Annotated in this window: 16 protein-coding genes; 5 read left to right on the top strand and 11 right to left on the bottom strand. The window is 70.4% G+C overall.

Annotated features, from left to right (window positions below):
• Positions 1-91: 91 nt before the first annotated feature.
• Positions 92-619 (top strand): UvrB/UvrC motif-containing protein, encoded by a 528-nt coding sequence (locus CA12_RS15520; protein WP_145359940.1) that lies wholly within the window; start codon positions 92-94, stop codon positions 617-619.
• 161 nt (positions 620-780) lie between these two features.
• Here the strand turns inward: CA12_RS15520 and rpsR are convergent, their stop codons facing one another.
• The 4 genes from rpsR to CA12_RS15500 form a co-directional block, all read right to left on the bottom strand.
• Positions 781-1,059: a 30S ribosomal protein S18 gene (rpsR, locus tag CA12_RS15515; protein ID WP_145359939.1), complete on the bottom strand. Its 279-nt coding sequence runs from the start codon at positions 1,057-1,059 to the stop codon at positions 781-783.
• A gap of 140 nt (positions 1,060-1,199) precedes the next feature.
• Positions 1,200-2,387 (bottom strand): M24 family metallopeptidase, encoded by a 1,188-nt coding sequence (locus tag CA12_RS15510; RefSeq protein ID WP_145359938.1) that lies wholly within the window; start codon positions 2,385-2,387, stop codon positions 1,200-1,202.
• Between the two features lie 41 nt (positions 2,388-2,428).
• A complete protein-coding gene (locus CA12_RS15505) occupies positions 2,429-3,349 on the bottom strand; it encodes a hypothetical protein (RefSeq protein ID WP_145359937.1) in 921 nt (306 codons plus the stop codon).
• 104 nt (positions 3,350-3,453) lie between these two features.
• A complete protein-coding gene (locus tag CA12_RS15500; RefSeq protein ID WP_165700788.1) occupies positions 3,454-4,527 on the bottom strand; it encodes a P-loop NTPase in 1,074 nt (357 codons plus the stop codon).
• Between the two features lie 147 nt (positions 4,528-4,674).
• Here CA12_RS15500 and CA12_RS15495 point away from each other — a divergent pair, with 147 nt between their 5' ends.
• Positions 4,675-5,031, top strand: a complete 357-nt coding sequence (locus CA12_RS15495) for a 2Fe-2S iron-sulfur cluster-binding protein (protein WP_145359935.1) — start codon at positions 4,675-4,677, stop codon at positions 5,029-5,031.
• Between the two features lie 42 nt (positions 5,032-5,073).
• Here the strand turns inward: CA12_RS15495 and CA12_RS23280 are convergent, their stop codons facing one another.
• Together CA12_RS23280 and CA12_RS15485 are read right to left on the bottom strand one after the other, a co-directional pair.
• Positions 5,074-5,355, bottom strand: coding sequence for a four helix bundle protein (locus tag CA12_RS23280; RefSeq protein ID WP_390614142.1), 282 nt, complete (start codon positions 5,353-5,355; stop codon positions 5,074-5,076).
• 112 nt (positions 5,356-5,467) lie between these two features.
• Complete coding sequence (locus tag CA12_RS15485) at positions 5,468-6,868, bottom strand: HD domain-containing protein (RefSeq protein ID WP_145359934.1); 1,401 nt, start codon at positions 6,866-6,868, stop codon at positions 5,468-5,470.
• A gap of 177 nt (positions 6,869-7,045) precedes the next feature.
• Here CA12_RS15485 and CA12_RS15480 point away from each other — a divergent pair, with 177 nt between their 5' ends.
• On the top strand, positions 7,046-7,777 hold the full coding sequence (locus CA12_RS15480; RefSeq protein ID WP_145359933.1) for a 3-keto-disaccharide hydrolase: 732 nt from the start codon (positions 7,046-7,048) through the stop codon (positions 7,775-7,777).
• Between the two features lie 28 nt (positions 7,778-7,805).
• Here the strand turns inward: CA12_RS15480 and CA12_RS15475 are convergent, their stop codons facing one another.
• A complete protein-coding gene (locus tag CA12_RS15475; protein ID WP_145359932.1) occupies positions 7,806-8,522 on the bottom strand; it encodes a hypothetical protein in 717 nt (238 codons plus the stop codon).
• Positions 8,523-8,652: 130 nt separating this feature from the next.
• On the bottom strand, positions 8,653-10,152 hold the full coding sequence (gene glpK / locus CA12_RS15470; RefSeq protein ID WP_145359931.1) for a glycerol kinase GlpK: 1,500 nt from the start codon (positions 10,150-10,152) through the stop codon (positions 8,653-8,655).
• 71 nt (positions 10,153-10,223) lie between these two features.
• Here glpK and CA12_RS15465 point away from each other — a divergent pair, with 71 nt between their 5' ends.
• Positions 10,224-11,726, top strand: a complete 1,503-nt coding sequence (locus CA12_RS15465) for an alkaline phosphatase D family protein (RefSeq protein WP_145359930.1) — start codon at positions 10,224-10,226, stop codon at positions 11,724-11,726.
• Complete coding sequence (locus tag CA12_RS15460; protein WP_207622018.1) at positions 11,723-13,468, top strand: arylsulfatase; 1,746 nt, start codon at positions 11,723-11,725, stop codon at positions 13,466-13,468. Before CA12_RS15465 ends, CA12_RS15460 begins: the two co-directional genes overlap by 4 nt.
• A 7-nt stretch (positions 13,469-13,475) precedes the next feature.
• Here the strand turns inward: CA12_RS15460 and CA12_RS15455 are convergent, their stop codons facing one another.
• From CA12_RS15455 to CA12_RS15445, 3 genes are all read right to left on the bottom strand, one after another.
• Positions 13,476-14,405 carry a hypothetical protein gene (locus CA12_RS15455; RefSeq protein ID WP_145359929.1) on the bottom strand — a complete coding sequence of 310 codons (930 nt, stop codon included), beginning with the start codon at positions 14,403-14,405 and terminating at the stop codon, positions 13,476-13,478.
• Between the two features lie 45 nt (positions 14,406-14,450).
• Positions 14,451-14,930: a hypothetical protein gene (locus CA12_RS15450; protein ID WP_145359928.1), complete on the bottom strand. Its 480-nt coding sequence runs from the start codon at positions 14,928-14,930 to the stop codon at positions 14,451-14,453.
• Positions 14,931-15,291: 361 nt separating this feature from the next.
• Positions 15,292-16,494, bottom strand: coding sequence for a pyridoxal phosphate-dependent aminotransferase (locus CA12_RS15445; protein WP_145359927.1), 1,203 nt, complete (start codon positions 16,492-16,494; stop codon positions 15,292-15,294).
• Positions 16,495-16,682 lie beyond the last annotated feature (188 nt).

The following is a 16,682-nucleotide window of genomic DNA, read 5'->3' as shown; positions in this document are numbered from 1 at the left end:
CGGGCTCGGGTCCTTCGGGCGCGACGTTCGTTCCCACCCCGCCGCGACGATCCTGCAACCTGCCGGCCACATTGATGAGGAGGCGCCCGCGATGAAGAAGTGCCAACGCTGCGCCAAACCGGCGGTCTTTCACGTCACCGAAATCGAGGACGACGAGCCGTCCGAGGTGCATTTCTGCGAAGAGCACTTCCACGCCTACATGAAGGCGGAGGAGGATTCCCCGGCGGAACTGCCCCCGGATCTGGCCGCGGACACTCTCAAAGCCGTTCAGGCGATGCAGGAGATCTCCGAGGCCGCCGCCGTGAAGAAGGGGGCCGGCAAACGCTGCCCGCACTGCGGCATCAGCTTTCACGAGTTCCGCGAGAAGGGCCGCTTCGGCTGCCCCGGCGATTACGACGCCTTCCGCGAGCAACTCGTCCCGCTGGTAGAGAACATCCACGACGCGACCCGGCACGTCGGCAAAACGCCCGCCGGCGCCGCGGGCGGGGAAAAGAGCCGCCAGTTCCAGCTCATCCGTCTGCGGAAGGAACTGGCCGAGGCCATCGCCGCCGAGGACTACGAACGCGCCGCCAGTCTGCGGGACGAAATCGGCGGCCTGGGCGGCGTCGAGGCCGAGTAGGCGAGCGAGGGGGCGTCAGTCCCCCGTGCCCTCGCCCGAGGGGCGCCCCCACCCGAGGGCATCGCCAATGCGAACTGCCTACGAAGACGGGGGGCTCTCGCCCCCCGCTGCAAATCGATCGGTCAAGCTTAGGGGGCTCAACGCCCCCCGCTCTCCCGGCTCTATTCTTCCGGGACGTAGGGCATCAGGCCGATGAACCGGGCCCGCAGCACGGCTTCGCGGACGGCCCGCTGGTACAGGGCGCAGGTTCCGGTGCGGCGACGCGGCATGATCCGGCCTTCGCGGTCCACGAGGGTCTTCAGCAGCTTGACGTCCTTGTAGTCCACGTACACCGGGCGCGGCACTTCGCCGCCGCCGGTGAAGCGGCACTTCATCGGCTTTTTGACGCGAGCCCGCTTCTTACGGAGCTTGCGAAGGTTCAGTCGGTTGCTGCGGGCCATAGATACAGGGACCGGGGGGCGTCGTACGGCGACGCGACGACGGGGGGAGACGGACGGTGAACGAGGGCAGACCGCGGATCGTATCGCCCCGCAGTCGTTTCGTCACCCCATCCGCGATTGCCGCTCCGCGGCGCCGCCGCTCAGCCCACCCGCTCGATCCGCATCTGCGGGTCGCCGCCGGTCACCCGCACCGTTCCGTCCGGCTCGATCAGCACGTCGATCTCGCTGCGGACGCCCACTTCCCCGTCCACGTACACCCCCGGTTCGATCGTGAAACAGGTGTTCGGCAGGAACAGCCGTTCGTCCCGCGTCTCCAGATCGTCCAGGTGCGTGCCCTCGCCGTGGGTCGTGTTCACGCCCATGCTGTGCCCGGTGCGGTGCACGAACGCCTCGCCGTACCCGGCGGCGTCAATAAGGTCCCGGGCCACGCGATCCGCTTCCCACCCCCGGACGGGTTCGTCCGCGGCGAAGCGGTCGCGGATGAGGTTCAACGCCGCGTCCCGCCCCCGCACGACGGCGGCGAAGGCCTCCGCCTCCCGCGGCGACGGGTCTCGACCGAAGGTGAAACAGCGGGTGATGTCCGCATAGGGGGCCGACGGGCGGTCGACCTTGCACCACATATCCAGCAGCAGAAAGTCGCCGCGGCGGAGGGCGGTGTCCTGGCCGGTTCCAGTTTCGTAGTGGCAGTCGGCCCCGTGGACGCCCCGCGCGACAATCGGCGGGGAATACGACATGCACCCCTTCCGACTGAAGAAGGCGAGCAGCCGGTCGCGGATCTCTCCCTCCTCGATCGTCCCCCCGCCGACGGTCGTCTCGTGGATCAGCGACGTGGCGAACGCGAAGGCGTCCTCCACCACCGCCGCCGCCCGCAGGTGATCGGTCCGCTGGGCCTCGGTCAGGGTGGAGAGGAACCGGCCGATCAGGTCCCCGCTGCTGACGACCTCCGTCCCGCAGGCCCGCACCAGATCCACCGTGCCGGCGTCGACCGTGGAGACGTATGGGTTGCCGGCGTTCGGGACGTACTCCATCGCCACCCGGCCGGCCTCGCCGAGCACAGCTACCAACCCCGCCCGCAGTTCCTGCCGGGAAAGGTAGACGTGCTTCGCGCCGGGCAGGTGGTCCAGACTGCCGCGTTCGATGCGGTGCACCAGCGCCCGCGGTTCGCCCACGGCGGGAATGAAGTAGAACAGCCGGCGGCTCTGCGACGGCCGTTCGTCCAGCCCCAGCAGGCGATGGGCCAGCGGGTTGGAGCCTCGGAAGTCGTACAGCAGCCAGCCGTCCAGCCCCGCGGCGGTCAGTTCCTCACGAACGGCGGCGGGATCAAGCATCGGGCGAACAGCGACAAAGCGGTGGAGCGAACCGCCGCAGTCTACCGGCCGGCGATCCGCTTCGCCCGGCGGACCAGATCGGCGTCCGTCACGGCCGTTTCGGACAGCCATTCCCGGCACAGTCGACCGTGCGGCCCGCCGGCCGGATCGGCGGCGCAGTTCAGAGCGAACCGGGCGGCGCCCACCTGCAACGAGCGCCGCCGCAGCTCGTCCGCGTCCCGCGAGTTCGCCGCGGCGGCCAGCACGGCCGGGGCGTGCGCCCAGGCCCGCCACGCGGCGAGTTGATCGACGGCCGCCTCCGCGGCGGCGTCGCTGGTCAGCAGGGCGGCGGCGAAGCGGTCGAGGCGGTCGGCCTCCAAGCCAAAGCCGCGGTCCCGCCGGGCGACGTCCGCGGCGTTCAACGCGGACAGCGTGAACCCCAGCGGACAGCGGGGCCGCTCGCAGAGGTTCTCCAGCCAGCTCACCGCCGGCTCACCGCCGCAGAGCAGCAGACCCGTCACGCAGCCGGCGGCGGCGTCGCCCCGCTTGGCCCGTTCGAGGATCGCTTGGGAGAGAACGGCGTTGCCCGCGTTCGGGTCGGCCACGCCGAACAGGAACCCGCAGGCGTCTGCGGCGTCCGCGTCGGTCGCCGGGTCGGCGAGCAGTTGCCGCAGCCGGGCCGCGGGCAGGTCGGCGGCGTGCCGCCGCAGCGTGGCGAGGTCCAACCGCACTAACCCGGCGAGGCAGGCGTTCCGCACACTCGGATCGTCCAGCCCCGCCGCCAGCGCCGGCACCGTCGTGCGGTCGGCCGGGGGCCGGGGGAGGGTGAACTCGAAGGCTTCCGCGTGCGCCGGCAGGGCCGGGGGCAGGCGGTTCGCCTCCAGCCGGGGGCGGAGCACGGCCCGCTCCTGACCGGCGGCGGAGTCGGCGCCGCAGAGGGTCAGCAGCAGGGCGGCGGTGAAGCAGTGAGCGACGTGGGGCACCGGCCGGTCCTTCGGCTGCGAGGAGTCGCCGGACCCTAGGGATTCGCCCCGGGCGCGGGAACCGCGGTTTCCCGGGTTCACGACGCGATCGGGGCGAAGCGGGCTCACAGCACTTCCAATGTCGGCGTGCGGGCCTTCTCCAGCGCCCCGCGGGCCAGTTCCAGCGCCGCCTTGCCGGCGGCCCGGCGGAGTTCGTCCGCGACCGCCCCGCCCTCAGAGAGCACGTTGGCGAACGTCCCGGCGTCGCCCAGTTCCCGCACTCTGCCGTCGGCGGGGATCTCGCCGAGCGTCGGCACGCCGAGCGCTTCGGCCTCAGCCTTCGCCCCGCCGCGGCCGAACAGGTCGCCGGCCATGTTCTCAACCATGCCCAGCACGGGGATCTCCAGTTGGCGGTACATCGAGACCGCCTTCACCGCGTCCAGCAGGGCGACCTTCTGCGGGGTGCAGACCACCACCGCCCCGCCCAGCGCCGCGTTCTGGGCGAGGGTGAGGGCCACGTCGCCGGTGCCGGGCGGTAGGTCGATCACGAGGTAGTCCAGTTCGCCCCACTCCGCCTGTTGGAGGAAGGAGAGCACGTATTTCTGCGTCATCGGCCCCCGCAGCACCGCGGCGGACCGCTCCGGCATGACGAACGCGGCGCTGAGCAGCCCCAGCGACTTCCCGCCCGGCAGCGAGACCGGCACCGGCAACAGTCGGGGCACCTTCCGGCCGTCCGGGCCGGTGCGCTCGGTCATCTCCGGCGGGCCGTGCTTGGAGACGCCGAACAGGTGCGGCAGCGAGGGCCCGTGGATGTCGGCGTCCACCACACCCACCTTCGCCCCGGCCTCGGCGAAGGCGATCGCCAGCCCGGCGGCGACGGTCGACTTGCCGACCCCGCCCTTACCGCTGCCGACCGCGATGATGTTCTTGGCCGTCAGCCCCAGCCGCCCGCCGGCGTTCCGGCCGATCACCCGCGGCTGCCAGTCGATCGTCACCGCCCCGCCGCCCAGCGCCGCGGCGACCTTCGCCTCAATCTGCTCCCGGAGCGGGTGCAGCACGCAAGGCGGATGCAGGATGACGTTCGCCCGGTCGCCGGCGGCCTCGACGGAGCCGACGGCGTTCAGTTCCCCCAGCGATTTCCCGAAGGCGGGATCGACGACGTTGCGAACGGCGGCGACGGGATCGGACGGCAACGGCATGGACGGACGGGGAGAAAGACGCGGCGAAGCGGGATCGTACGGCGATCGGACCGTTTCGACACCGGGGCCGCCCCGGTGACGACCGATACCGGGAAGCCCAAGATGGTCCGACATCTTTCCCGCCCCAATCTTTTCCCCCGCCGCCCGATGCCCACCCTCACCGTCAAGAACGCCGGCTCCTTCGACGTCCCCGCCGACAAGCGCCTCGTCAAAGCCCTCACCGAGGACGCCGGCCAGGACCAGCTGCACGCCTGCGGCGGCGTGGCGAAGTGCACCACCTGCCGGGTGAAGATCACCGACGGCCTGCCCAGCAAGATGACCGCCGCCGAAAAGGCTGTGCGCGAGGCGAAGGGCCTAGAAGACCCGCAGATCCGCCTCTCCTGCCAACTGCTGTGCGACCACGACATGACCGTCGAGGTGATCAGCCGCTTCGAAGGCAGCGGCCGCAAAGACGCCGGCAGCCCGGTGGCGGACGAGATTCAGCCGAGCCCGGAGTGGGTGTAAAGGAATGACCAAGGCACAAGACACAAGACACAAAGACGGGCTCTAGCCGCTGTGCTTGCGGAGGATCGCGGTGAAGATCCGGACCAGTTGGAGGGCCTCGTCGTTGAGACGATCCCGCTCGTCCGAAATCGCCGCCTCTCCGCGAGCGTCGAGTAGCCGGAGCCAGAGGCCGCTTTCCTTCGCCTCCTTCCGGCTGATCTTGATGCGGAACCGAAAGTCTTTCGGGCCAAGTGCGTCGTTCGCCTCGAAGTAGTTCGCAGCGACCGACCCTGACGAGCGGAGCAGCTGCCGCCCGTCTACCTGATTGGCGACCGTTCGCGGCAGGCGACGAACCAGTGCCCGTACCTCACGGGCAAACCGTTCGGTGCGTTCCTCCAGATCGAACCGCGGTCCATCGTCTTTGTATCTTGTGTCTTGTCCCTTGGTGATTTGACCCTCACATATTCGTCTTCGTATCCCCCGCCCCGCCCACCGCCTTGGCCAGCGCCGTGTTGATCTCGCGGTCGTGTTGGTGGTTGCGGGCGTAGATGCGGAAGATCGCGAAGGCCAGCGGCAGACTGCGGAACAGCTCGTCGTCGTGCAGTTCCGTCGGGCCGCCGGCGGCGGGGTCGAGGAGCCAGTTCAGGCCGGCGACCGGCAGGTCGGCGCTGGGGCGGTGGTAGTGGCGGGCGCTGTCGACGGCGAGTTCGATCTCGCGAATCTCCTTCGGCAGATACCGCCGCACGCGGGCCTCGATCAGCTCCGGCTCGGAGTAGATCGTGGTCCGCTCCGCGGCCCCGCTGTGGAAGGAGATCGTGCGCTCCGCCGCCATCTTCCAGCCGAACCGGCGGGCGAGGATCGCGTCCCATTTCTCGCCCAGCGCCTTGTCCGCCGGGTCGTCCGACAGCGACAGCCGGGAGACGTCGACCAGAAAACTCTGCTCCGTCAGCCGGCGGTAGGCGTCCAGGTGCTCCAGCGGGTTGCCGGGGAACAGGCGGGACATCGTCTCCGCGAACAGTTCCTCCAGCGCCAGATCGAAGGCCCGCACGGTGCGGTGGAAGTAGACGGTGCGAAACAGGTTCGCCCGGGTCTCGATGAAGTTGATCAGTGCCGGCAGGCCGCGGGCGTGGATCGTCAGTCCGGCGGGGGTGAAGAAGCTGTAATGCGTCAGCCGGGAGAGGTCGAAGGCCCGGGTGTTGTAGCCGCTCATGTAGGCGTCCCGCAGGACGAAATCCATGTTGTCGACCGTGTAGATCCCGCTGAACAGGCTCCGCAGCTTACGGAGCCAGTCCGGCTGGTCGTCAGGCTCGCCCAACCGGGGACGCTGGATCAGATAGGCGACCTGCCGCGGTTCGACCTCCTCCAGCGGGCCGATCACCCCGCCGGGGTTGCGACGCACGCCGCGGATCAGGTCGCCGAGTTCGTGCTCGATAATCTGAGCGCCGAGGCGTTCGTGGGTCAGGCCGAACTGGTCGAGGTAGTGGTCGTCGAAGAAGTGCCCGAACGGCCCGTGCCCCACGTCGTGCAATAGGGCGGCCAACCGGCAGAGGGTGACGACCAGCGGCTTCGACGGCGTGTTCGGGCAACTGGCGGCGAGAGAGTCGTACCACTCGTCGCTGACCCGCCCGGCGAGGTGCATCGCCCCGAGGACGTGCTGGAACCGCATGTGCTCCGCGCTGGGGAAGACGTACCAAGCGGTTTGCAGTTGGTGGATCGCCCGCAGCCGCTGGACCCAGGGGTGGTCGATGATCTGGGCCTCGCCCACCTCCCCCGCCGGCAGCCCGGCGCCGCTGGTAAAGGGGATGTAGCCGTGGATCGGATCGTGGGAGAGGCTTTCGTGGGAGTAGTCGCGGGCCATGGGAACGAGCGGGGTCGGGCGGAGCGGCAATGTTTCTGGGAGCCGATCGTATCGCCCGACGGTCGGTCCGCGCGACCTGGGCCGCGGGAGCCGGGTCGGTCCGGGGGAGGTGGGAATGCACGCCCCGACCGCGGATGCTGGGCGACGTCACGATTTCCCGACCGACGGACGTCCGCCATGCCCCCGCTCGCCCTGCTCGCTCTCCTGCTCCCCGCGGCCCCGCAGGACGCCCCCGTGGCCCCGCCGGCCGCCGCCGAGGACTCCGCCCCCGCCGCGTTCCTCGACGGAACCGGCCCCGGCTGGGAGGCGCTGACGGAGGCGGACCTCGTCGACGTCAACGGCGAGCCGGACACCTGGACCTGGCAGGACGGCGAACTGCACTCCACCGGTAAGCCGGTCGGCGTGATCCGCACCAGGGAGCCGCTGAAAAACTTCGAGATGTCCCTGCAATGGCGGCACCTCAAAGCGGCCGGGAACTCCGGCACCTTCGTCTGGGTGCCGGAGGAGAAGCTGACGGACCTCCCCCCCGGCCGACTGCCCGGCGGCGGCATCGAAGTGCAGATTCTCGACCACGGCTACACCGAGAAGTACGAGTCCGGCACCGGCAAACCCGGCGACTGGTTCAGCACCGACGGCGACGTGTTCCCCGTCGGCTCCTCCAAGATGACCCCCTTCCCGCCGCTCTCCCCCAACGGCTCCCGCAGCTTCCCCTCCGAACGCCGCAGCAAAGGCGTGGGCGAGTGGAACCACTACTACGTCCGCGCGATCAACGGCGAAGTCCGGCTGTGGGTGAACGGCAAGGAGGTCTCCGGCGGCACGAACTGCCAACCGGCCGAGGGCTATCTCTGCTTCGAGGCGGAAGGTTCCCCGATCGAGTTCCGCGAGGTGAAGATTCGTAAGCTGCCGTAACGGCGTCGCCCTCCGGGGGACCGGCGCGTCAGGCCGCGAGGCGCCGCCGTTCGCCGGAGGGGGCATGCAGCACGAGAGGCCGCGCCGGAACACGTTCCACGGCGAGTTCCGTCTCGAACGCGGCGGCGTACTCGCGTCGACAGGTGACGAACAGTTCCAGGGCGCCGATCGCCAGGGCGAGGTAGCCGGACAGTTCGATCGATTCTTCCACCAATCGCTTCATCGGGTCCGCCTGATGGACGTTGGTGACGGAATCCCACAGATCCGAGCGATCGAACAGGGCCGCGACCACGAGGATTTGCAGGCCGCCGCACAAAAGCAGCCCCGCAGCCGGGTGATTCGCCCACTGGAACGATTCCGCCCACCACCGCCGATCCCGCCACGCGACCAACGCCACCGCAGCGGCGATCGGCCCGCCGGCCAAGTATTTATAAGCGTCTTCAAAGGCGACCCGTTCGATCCAGAGGTCCGATTCCCGGGCCGCCGCGTACAGCAGCGCCCCGCTGCACAGGGCGAGCGCGGTCCGTCCCCGACGGGCGAACGCCGCCGCCGCCGCGAGCGTCGCCCCGCCGATCACCGCGACGCCGACCTGCGACAGTTCGAGCAGGCCGTTCTCCTCCGCGATCGACGGGCCGCGGGCGACGACCAGTTGATAGAGCGCCTGAACGGCGAGACCCGCCGCGAGGACGTACGCAAAGAACCGGACGATCTGCCAGCGGCTTGCCTCCTCGGATGAAGCGTTCATGAAGGCGGGGTTAGCCGAATGCCCCGCCGCCGGAAATGGCAATTCGACAATCGTCGCCCACGGCTCAAGTCGTCCACGACCGGCGGGTCGCGCCGACGAACGGCCGTCGCCCCGGCGATCGCCCTCGGCGTCACTCGGCCGTCGGCAAACACCCCCGCACCGCCCGGCCCCAGGCGGCGTGGCGGCGGTCGGCCTCGGCGGGGTCGATGCGGGGGAGGAAGTCCCGATCGCACAGCGCCGTCGGCGGCTCCTCCGGCCAGACGCCGGTGCCGAGCCCGGCCAGTCGGGCCGCTCCGAAGGCAGTGATTTCTGCCACGGCCGTCCGCCGCACCGGCACGCCCAGCAGGTCGGCCTGGGTTTGCATCAGCAGGTCGTTGCGGCTCGCCCCGCCGTCGGCGTTCAGCCGAGTCAGGGGGGGGAGCCCGGCGCCGTCCTTCCCCATTTCGGAGAGGTCTGCGTTCATGGCCTCGACCACGTCACGGGTGCGGTGGGCGATTGCCTCCAGCGCCGCCCGGGCGATGTGGCCGCGGGTCGTGCCGCGGGTGATGCCGGCGATCGTCCCTCGGGCGTCCGGTCGCCAGTAGGGGGCGCCGAGGCCCACGAACGCCGGCACGAACGTCACCCCGCCGGCGTCCGGCACGGTCTCGGCCAGCGCTTCGACCTCCGCGGCGTTCTCGAAAAGACCCAGGCCGTCCCGCAGCCATTGAACCGCCGCCCCGGCGACCAGCACGGCCCCTTCCAGGCAGAAGGTCGTCCGCCCGCCGATCCGCCAGCCGACGGTCGTCAGCAGGCGGTTCGCCGACGGGACAGGCGTGCCGCCGGTGTTCATCAACAGGAAACAGCCGGTGCCGTAGGTGTTCTTGGCGGAGCCGGGCGTCAGACAGCCCTGCCCGAAGGTCGCCGCCTGCTGATCGCCCGCCAACCCGCAGACCGGCAGCCGTTCCCCCAGCACGGCCGGGTCGGTCTCGGTCAGCCGGCCGGCGGAGTCCACGATCTCCGGCAGGCAGGCCCGCGGGACGTTCAGGAGGCCGCACAGTTCCTCGTCCCAGTCGCCGGTTGAGAGGTTGAACAGCAGCGTGCGGGAGGCGTTGCTGGCGTCCGTGACGTGTCGGCGCCCGCCGGTCAGCCGCCAGAGCAGGAAGCTGTCGACCGTCCCGGCCAGCACGTCGCCGCGTTCGCAACGGGCCCGCAGGCCGGCGTGGGTCTCGAACAGGTGGGTGAGCTTCGTCCCGGTGAAGTAGGGGTCGAGCAGCAGACCGGTGCGGTCGCGAAACAGCGGTTCTAACCCCTCGCCCTTCAACCGCTCGCACACGGGCGCGGAGACGCGGCTCTGCCAGACGATCGCGTTCGTCACCGGCCGGCCGGTGGTCCGGTCCCAGAGCACGACGGTTTCGCGCTGGTTCGTCAGGCCGAGGGCGGCCGGCTTGAAGCCGGCGGCTAACGCTTCTTTCGCCGTCGCCAATTGGGAGTCCCAGATCGCCTCCGGGTCGTGCTCCACGGCGCCCGGTTGGGGGAAGAGTTGGGGGAACTCCCGCTGGGCCCCGGCGACGACCCGGCCGTCGGCGGCGAACAGCAGGGCGCGGCTGGACGTGGTGCCCTGATCAAGGGCGAGAACGAGCGGTTCGGTCATGACCGTCCGACTCTACCGCCGCCGGTTCGGAACCGCTCGCATCGGTCGCGGGCGATTCGTAGGCTCGCGGCATGCTCGCCGCCCTGCTGACCTGTTCGCTGCTGGCGCCGCCGGCCTTGGCCCTCGACCTGCCGATGAGCGGCGAGGTCACAGCGACGTCGGCCCTCGTGCAAACACGGGTGAAGCCTGGCGATCATGGTTCGTTCGTCCTCACCCGAGTGGACGAGCCTGAGCCAATGCCGGCCGAGGGTCACCCGGGTCCCGGACACATGCTCTCGTGGGGGCAGCCTGCCACCGCGGGACCAGACGGGATCGCCCGCTTAGCATTCGGGGGCCTGCCGCCCGGCTCGTCGTGGTCGTTTCGCTGGGAGCCGCACTCTGGTCGACCGGGGCCCGAGACGGCGGAGCCCGGCCGGATCGGCACGTTCCGCACCCTGCCCGGGCCGGACTCCACGAAGCCGGTGTCTTTCGCCGTTGTCACCGGGTTGAACTACGCCCGTTGGCGGGACAGCGACGCGACCGAGGCGGAGAAGAAGCTCGGCTACCCGATGCTGGAGGCGATCCAACAACTCAACCCCAGCTTCGCCGTCTTCACCGGCGACACCGTCTATTACGACACTCCCGTCGAGGGGCGGGCCGAAACGCGGGAGGAGATGCGGGCGAAGTGGCACGAAAACTTCGTTCAGCCGCGGTTCCGGGAGTTTCTGGCGCACGTCCCGGTTTTTCACATGAAGGACGACCACGATTTTCGCAAGGACGACGCCGACCGCACGGGCAACTACGCCCCCTCGCCGGAACTGGGCATCGACGTCTTCCGGGAGCAGGTCCCCGTCGTGCCGCCGGGCGACGACAAGTCGCCCACCTATCGCACCGTCCGCTGTAACAAGGACCTGCAACTCTGGTTCGTCGAGGGCCGCGACTACCGCAGCCCGAACAGGATGGAGGACGGCCCGGACAAAACGATCTGGGGCGAGGAGCAATACCAGTGGCTCACCCGCACGCTCAAGGAGAGCGACGCGACCTTCAAGGTCCTCGTCTCCCCCACCCCGATGGTCGGCCCGGACGATCAACGGAAGCGCGACAATCACACCAACGTGGGGGGCTTCCGCCACGAACGCGATCGGTTCTTCGGCTTCCTGGAGGCCGAGGGGATGATCGACAGCGGCGAGTTCCTGATCGTCTGCGGCGACCGTCACTGGCAGTACCACGCCGAGGACCCCAGCGGCGTGCACGAGTTCAGCAGCGGAGCGATTCAAGACGGCAACAGCCGCGCCGGCCGCAAGGCCGGCGATCCGCAGTCCACCGATCCGGAGGGCGAGATCGTCCAGCATTATCTGATGGGCCGAAAATCGATCATCTCCGCCGACGGCGAGGGGATGGAGCAGTACGGCGCCCCGCCCCGCGGCGGCTACCTGTTCGTCCGCACGGGACGCGGCAAGTGGCGGGGCGGCGACGAGGAGCCGCGGCTGCACCTGATCTTCAACGTCAGCAACGAGTCGGTCCCGCCGGAGGAGCGATCGAGCCTGAAGAGCCGGGCCTACGAGTACTACTGGTTTCGGAAGGACGGACCGTGAACGCCGGCCTGTACTGCACGCTGTTCGCACTCGCCGCCGGGCCGCTGGCGGGCGGCGGCCCGGAGCGGCCGAACGTCGTCGTGATCATGGCGGACGATATGGGGTTCTCGGACGCCGGCTGTTACGGCGGGGAGATCGAGACGCCCCACCTGGACGCCCTCGCCGCCGAGGGACTGCGGTTCAGCAGGTTCTACAACACCGGGCGCTGCTGCCCGACGCGGGCCTCGCTGCTCTCCGGCCACTACCCGCACGCCGCCGGGATGGGCTGGATGATCTCCGACCGCGGCGCCCCCGGCTACGCCGGCAGTCTGCGGAAGGACCGGCCGACGCTTGCTGAACTGGTCAAACCGGCCGGCTACCGGGCCTACATGACCGGCAAATGGCACGTCAGCCCGCACACCGGGGCGCAGGGGCCGAAGGACAACTGGCCGCTGGCCCGCGGGTTCGACCGCTTCTACGGCTCCACGACCGGCTCCGGCGATTACTGGGACCCGGTCACGCTGGTCCGCGGCGACGAGGCGATCAGCGCCTTCGACGATCCGCTGCGGCCGGCGGAGTGGAAGCCCGACGGCTCCGGCTACCACTACACCGACGCCACCGCCGACGAGGCCGTGCGGTTCGTCGGCGAGCACGCCCAACAGCACGCCGACGCCCCCTTCCTGCTGTACGTCGCCTTCACCGCCCCCCACTGGCCGCTGCACGCTCCGCAGGACCTGATCGAGCGGTACAACGGCCTGTACGACGGCGGGTTCAACGCGGTCCGCAAGCCCCGCCGGAACCGTCAGCGGGAGAGTGGACTGCTGCCGGAGGACATCGGGCTGGCGCCGGTCCCCAAACCGTGGTCGCAGGTCCCGCAGGATCAGCGAGAATGGGAGGCCGCCTGCATGGCCACTCATGCCGCGATGGTCACCCAGATGGACGCCGGGATCGGCCGGCTGCTGGCGGAACTGGACCGCACGGGCGCCGCCGAGAACACCGTCGTGATGTTTCTCAGCGACAACGGCGGCAGCGCCGAGGATCAGGGCCGCTTCGGTCCGTTCACCCCCCGACAGGACGAACCGACCGGCCAACCGACCCCGCCCGAGGCGCCGCGTTCCAAACGCACCCAGCTGACCCGCGACGGCTTTCCGCTGCGGCGGGGGGTGAACGTGATGCCCGGCCCGCCGGATACGTTCGTCGCCTACGGGGAGAGTTGGGCGAACGTCTCAAATACGCCGTTCCGGCTCTACAAATCCCACGTGCACGAGGGCGGCATCAGCACGCCGCTGATCGTCCGCTGGCCGGCCGGCATGCGGGAGGAACTGCGGGGCGGGTTCGTGCGGGACCGCGCGCACGTCGTGGACCTCGCCCCGACGGTCTTGGAACTGGCCGGCGCCGAGTACCCCGCGGCGTTCGGCGGGGGCGAGACGAAGCCGCTGCCGGGCCGGTCGCTGGGGCCGGACCTCCGCGGCGAGATGCAGATCGCCCTTCTCGACGCCCGCCCGCTGTTCTGGGAACACGAAGGGAACCGGGCCGTCAGCCAACCCGACGGCGAGGGCGACTGGAAACTCGTCGCCGGGGCCGGCAAGCCGTGGGAGCTGTACGACCTGAGCGTCGACCGGATCGAAGCGAACGACCTGTCGAAGCAGAGGCCGGAGAAGGTCGCGGAACTGTCCGCCCTCTGGGACGAGTGGGCCGCGGGGAACGACGTCCTCCCGCTGGGCGGCTGGCAGGGCAAACCGCAGCGGAAGAGGACGCGATAAATGCCGGTTAGCGGTCCTGCGACCGCACGGCCGCGGCGGTGGTGATGCGGCCGCCGTCGTCCAGGTGCCGGACCTGCTGGCCGCCGGGGAGCGACCAGAGGTCGTCCGGCAGATTCCGGGGGTTGACCTCGATGTCCTTCAGCCGCAGCGTCATGCCGGCCAGGCCCACGGACGGCCAGGAGAGGATGATCGTGTGCGGCAGGACCACTTCGGCGCCCAAACAGCGGCGGTGATCCTGCAACTCCGCCCGGGCCAGCGGGGCGCCGGTGGCGGCGTCGCGGAGTTCGTGGGCGAGAATCTGCCCGTGCTCCCGGTCGACGTCGATCACCCGCAGCACGCGGCGGCCGGAGGCGTCGGTCCGGTGCGACACGAGATGCCAGATCGGCCCGTCGTTCGGCGACTTCTGGAGCGACACCGCCCGCGGGTCCAGGGGGACGACGCCCAGCACCTCCATCAGCCAGTCCGGGTCGAAGGGAATTTGCATCCCGCCGGAGTTCTCCGCGGCGCACCGCACGGCGTCGAAGCTGGCGTGCTTGCAGGTCAGCGTCTCCGGCCCGGGGCCGCCGACCTTCGGGTTGACCCAGCACCAGACGCGATCGGCGTTGGAGCCGACGTCCGCGACGGGGATCATCATCGCCTTCGCCTTCAGCCGCAGGCGGCGGGGGTACTCGACGGCGATCAGGCCGGAGGCGTCCGCGGGGGCGCCGGGCATCTGCACCGTCAGTGTGCGGCACTGCCAGCCGGCGGTGCGGGCGGCCTGCTCGTTGATGTGGCGGACGAGTTCGTCCCGGGTCGTTTCCGGCCGGAGCGTCGGCCGGCCGTGCCACGGGCCCTGATTCTTCGTGGTCCACGCGCATCCCGGCCCCGCGCACAGCAGCGCCGCGCACGCCAACAGGGCGAGGCGACGGGACGGCGGCGGGAGGCGGCGGCGGGTCATCCGTGACCGGCAGGAGGAGCGGCGAGCGAGCGGGGCGGGCGGCGACTAGTCGGCCCGCTCCTTCAGCAGGGCGGGCAGGCCCGCTTCGAGCCCGCCGATTTCCTCCTCCGGCAGGGCGAGGTCGGGCACCTCGAACGGCCCCTCCCCGCCGCTGCCGGTGAGGATCAGCAGGCGGCCGTCCGGCGTATCGCGGGCCTCGGTCAGTTCCACACGGCCCTCGGAGAGCAGCAGCAGGGCGAGGGTGTACCGCACCCGGGCCTGCCGATCGTTGTTCGCGTCCGCGGCGTCGCCCAGGGAGTCCAGCAGGGCGAGCAGTTCCTCGGCGTCCAGCGGGGCGGCGTCCGGCGTTTCCACCGCGTCCGGCGCTCGCACGGCCCAATGCCCGATCGTGCCCGGCGGCGGGCCGTCCCAGACGGCCTGGAGGAAATCCAGCCGCACGTGTCCGCCGTCCCGGTCCACCAACGCGCTGCGCACCCGGGCCCCGGGGGGGAACGGTTCGCCGGTGGCGGCACAGACTTTCGCCATGGGACGGACGTGATACTCCACGGTGCGGACCCCCGTCGTTTAGCGGTTCGCGGCGGACGCGGACACCCCGGAACCGGGCGCGCCAAGTTTGACCGGTGCCCGGACCGAGAACCGCCGCCCGCACCGCGGACAGGCCCCCGCCGCCCGACCGTCGCCGGTCGGATAGGCGCGGGCGTACTGGCCGCAGCAGGACGTCCGCACGCCCACGAAGTTCACTGCGGCGGGGCGGGGCTCAGGCACGAGGGCAGCATCGACCCGCCCCCGCCCGCTCGTTCAAGCGCATGGGGAGAACCCGCACAGCTTCCCAGATAGATCGTCGCCCAAGCCAGACCCACGCGGCCGGCTTGGGCACGGAACCGGATCAGCCGCCGAGGAAACTCCGCAGCCGTTCGAGGCCGCGCTCGATGGTCGCGGTTTCCGTGGCGTAGCTCATGCGGACGAAGCCGGGGGCGCCGAAGGCGTCGCCGGAGACCAGCGCCACGTGGGCGTCCTCCAGCAGGATCTCGCAGAACTCGTCGCTGGTCTCGCAGGTGCGGCCGCTCGTGCCGAGCGGCTTGCCGAAGTGGGAGCCGACGTCGAAGAAGGCGTAGAACGCCCCGCCCGGGTCGCAGCGGGGCACGCCCGGCAGAGCGTTGACCCCTTCCAGGGCCATCGTGCGGCGTTCGGCGAAGGTCTTACGCATCTCCTCAACGCACTCCTGCGAGTTCTCCACCGCGGCCTTCGCGGCGTACTGGCTCACGCTGCACGGGTTGCTGGTCTCCTGGCTTTGCAGCTTCGTGCAGGCCTTGGCGATCGGCTCCGGCCCCAGCATCCAGCCGATCCGCCAGCCGGTCATCGCATAGGCCTTGGAGACGCCGTTCACCGTAATCGTCCGGGCCTTCACCTCGTCGGACAGGGCCGCGAAGGAGGTGAATTCCGCCCCGTCGTACAGCAGCTTCGAATAGATCTCGTCCGACAGGCACCAGACGTCCCGGTTCACGATCACCTCGCCCAGTGCCGCCAGCTGCTCCCGGGAATAAACCGCCCCGGTGGGGTTCGAGGGCGAGTTGAGCATCACCAGCTTGGTGGCGTCGGTGATCGCCCCGTCCAACTGCTCCGCGGAGCAGGCCCAGCCGTCCTCCCGGGTCGTCGGCAGCAGCACCGGCGTGGCGCCGGTCAGGGCGACGAGGTCCGCGTAGCTGACCCAGTAGGGGGTGGGAATGACGACCTCGTCGCCGGGGTTCAGCAGCGCCGCGAGGACATTGTGGATCGTGTGCTTGGCGCCGTTGGAGATGACGCACTCGGCGGCGGCGTACTGCACGCCGGTGTCCCGGGCGTGGGCGGCGACGATCGCCTCCTTCACCTCCGGCAGGCCGCCGGCGGGGGTGTAGTGGGTCTTGCCGCTGTCCATCGCGGCCTTCGCGGCGGTGCGGATGTGCTGCGGCGTGTCGAAGTCCGGTTCGCCGAGCGTGAAGTTCAGCACGTCCGCCCCGCTGGCCTTCAGGGCCTTCGCCTTGGCGGCGGCGGCCATCGTGGCGGAGGGGGCGATCCGGGCGAGGGCCTCGGACTGGACGAACTGCGGCATGACCTGAGGGCGAGTTGGGGAGGACGGAAGGCGGAAGGTCGGCTTCCGGGGGCAAGTTTGCCGGTTTGCGGACCGAATCGGTAGCCGGCGGGTTCACTTCCCGACTCGGCACGACGTGCCGCCGGGTCGTCCCCCGCGTCGGCGGGGCGGGTTTGCCCGGTTTCCGCGACGGTCCTAGACTTTCCTCG

It is taken from the genome of Alienimonas californiensis, assembly GCF_007743815.1.
GTDB lineage: Bacteria > Planctomycetota > Planctomycetia > Planctomycetales > Planctomycetaceae > Alienimonas > Alienimonas californiensis.
This window is presented reverse-complemented; position numbering and strand designations above follow the sequence as displayed.

Bases quoted from the DNA above. Each gene is read 5' to 3' on its own strand.
- CA12_RS15475 (WP_145359932.1), bottom strand. From the start codon at position 8,522: ATGAACGCTTCATCCGAGGAGGCAAGCCGCTGGCAGATCGTCCGGTTC.
- CA12_RS15485 (WP_145359934.1), bottom strand. From the start codon at position 6,868: ATGGCCCGCGACTACTCCCACGAAAGCCTCTCCCACGATCCGATCCAC.
- glpK (WP_145359931.1), bottom strand. From the start codon at position 10,152: ATGACCGAACCGCTCGTTCTCGCCCTTGATCAGGGCACCACGTCCAGC.
- CA12_RS15455 (WP_145359929.1), bottom strand. From the start codon at position 14,405: ATGACCCGCCGCCGCCTCCCGCCGCCGTCCCGTCGCCTCGCCCTGTTG.
- CA12_RS15520 (WP_145359940.1), top strand. From the start codon at position 92: ATGAAGAAGTGCCAACGCTGCGCCAAACCGGCGGTCTTTCACGTCACC.
- rpsR (WP_145359939.1), bottom strand. From the start codon at position 1,059: ATGGCCCGCAGCAACCGACTGAACCTTCGCAAGCTCCGTAAGAAGCGG.
- CA12_RS15510 (WP_145359938.1), bottom strand. From the start codon at position 2,387: ATGCTTGATCCCGCCGCCGTTCGTGAGGAACTGACCGCCGCGGGGCTG.
- CA12_RS15480 (WP_145359933.1), top strand. From the start codon at position 7,046: ATGCCCCCGCTCGCCCTGCTCGCTCTCCTGCTCCCCGCGGCCCCGCAG.
- CA12_RS15465 (WP_145359930.1), top strand. From the start codon at position 10,224: ATGCTCGCCGCCCTGCTGACCTGTTCGCTGCTGGCGCCGCCGGCCTTG.
- CA12_RS15495 (WP_145359935.1), top strand. From the start codon at position 4,675: ATGCCCACCCTCACCGTCAAGAACGCCGGCTCCTTCGACGTCCCCGCC.
- CA12_RS15500 (WP_165700788.1), bottom strand. From the start codon at position 4,527: ATGCCGTTGCCGTCCGATCCCGTCGCCGCCGTTCGCAACGTCGTCGAT.
- CA12_RS15450 (WP_145359928.1), bottom strand. From the start codon at position 14,930: ATGGCGAAAGTCTGTGCCGCCACCGGCGAACCGTTCCCCCCCGGGGCC.
- CA12_RS15445 (WP_145359927.1), bottom strand. From the start codon at position 16,494: ATGCCGCAGTTCGTCCAGTCCGAGGCCCTCGCCCGGATCGCCCCCTCC.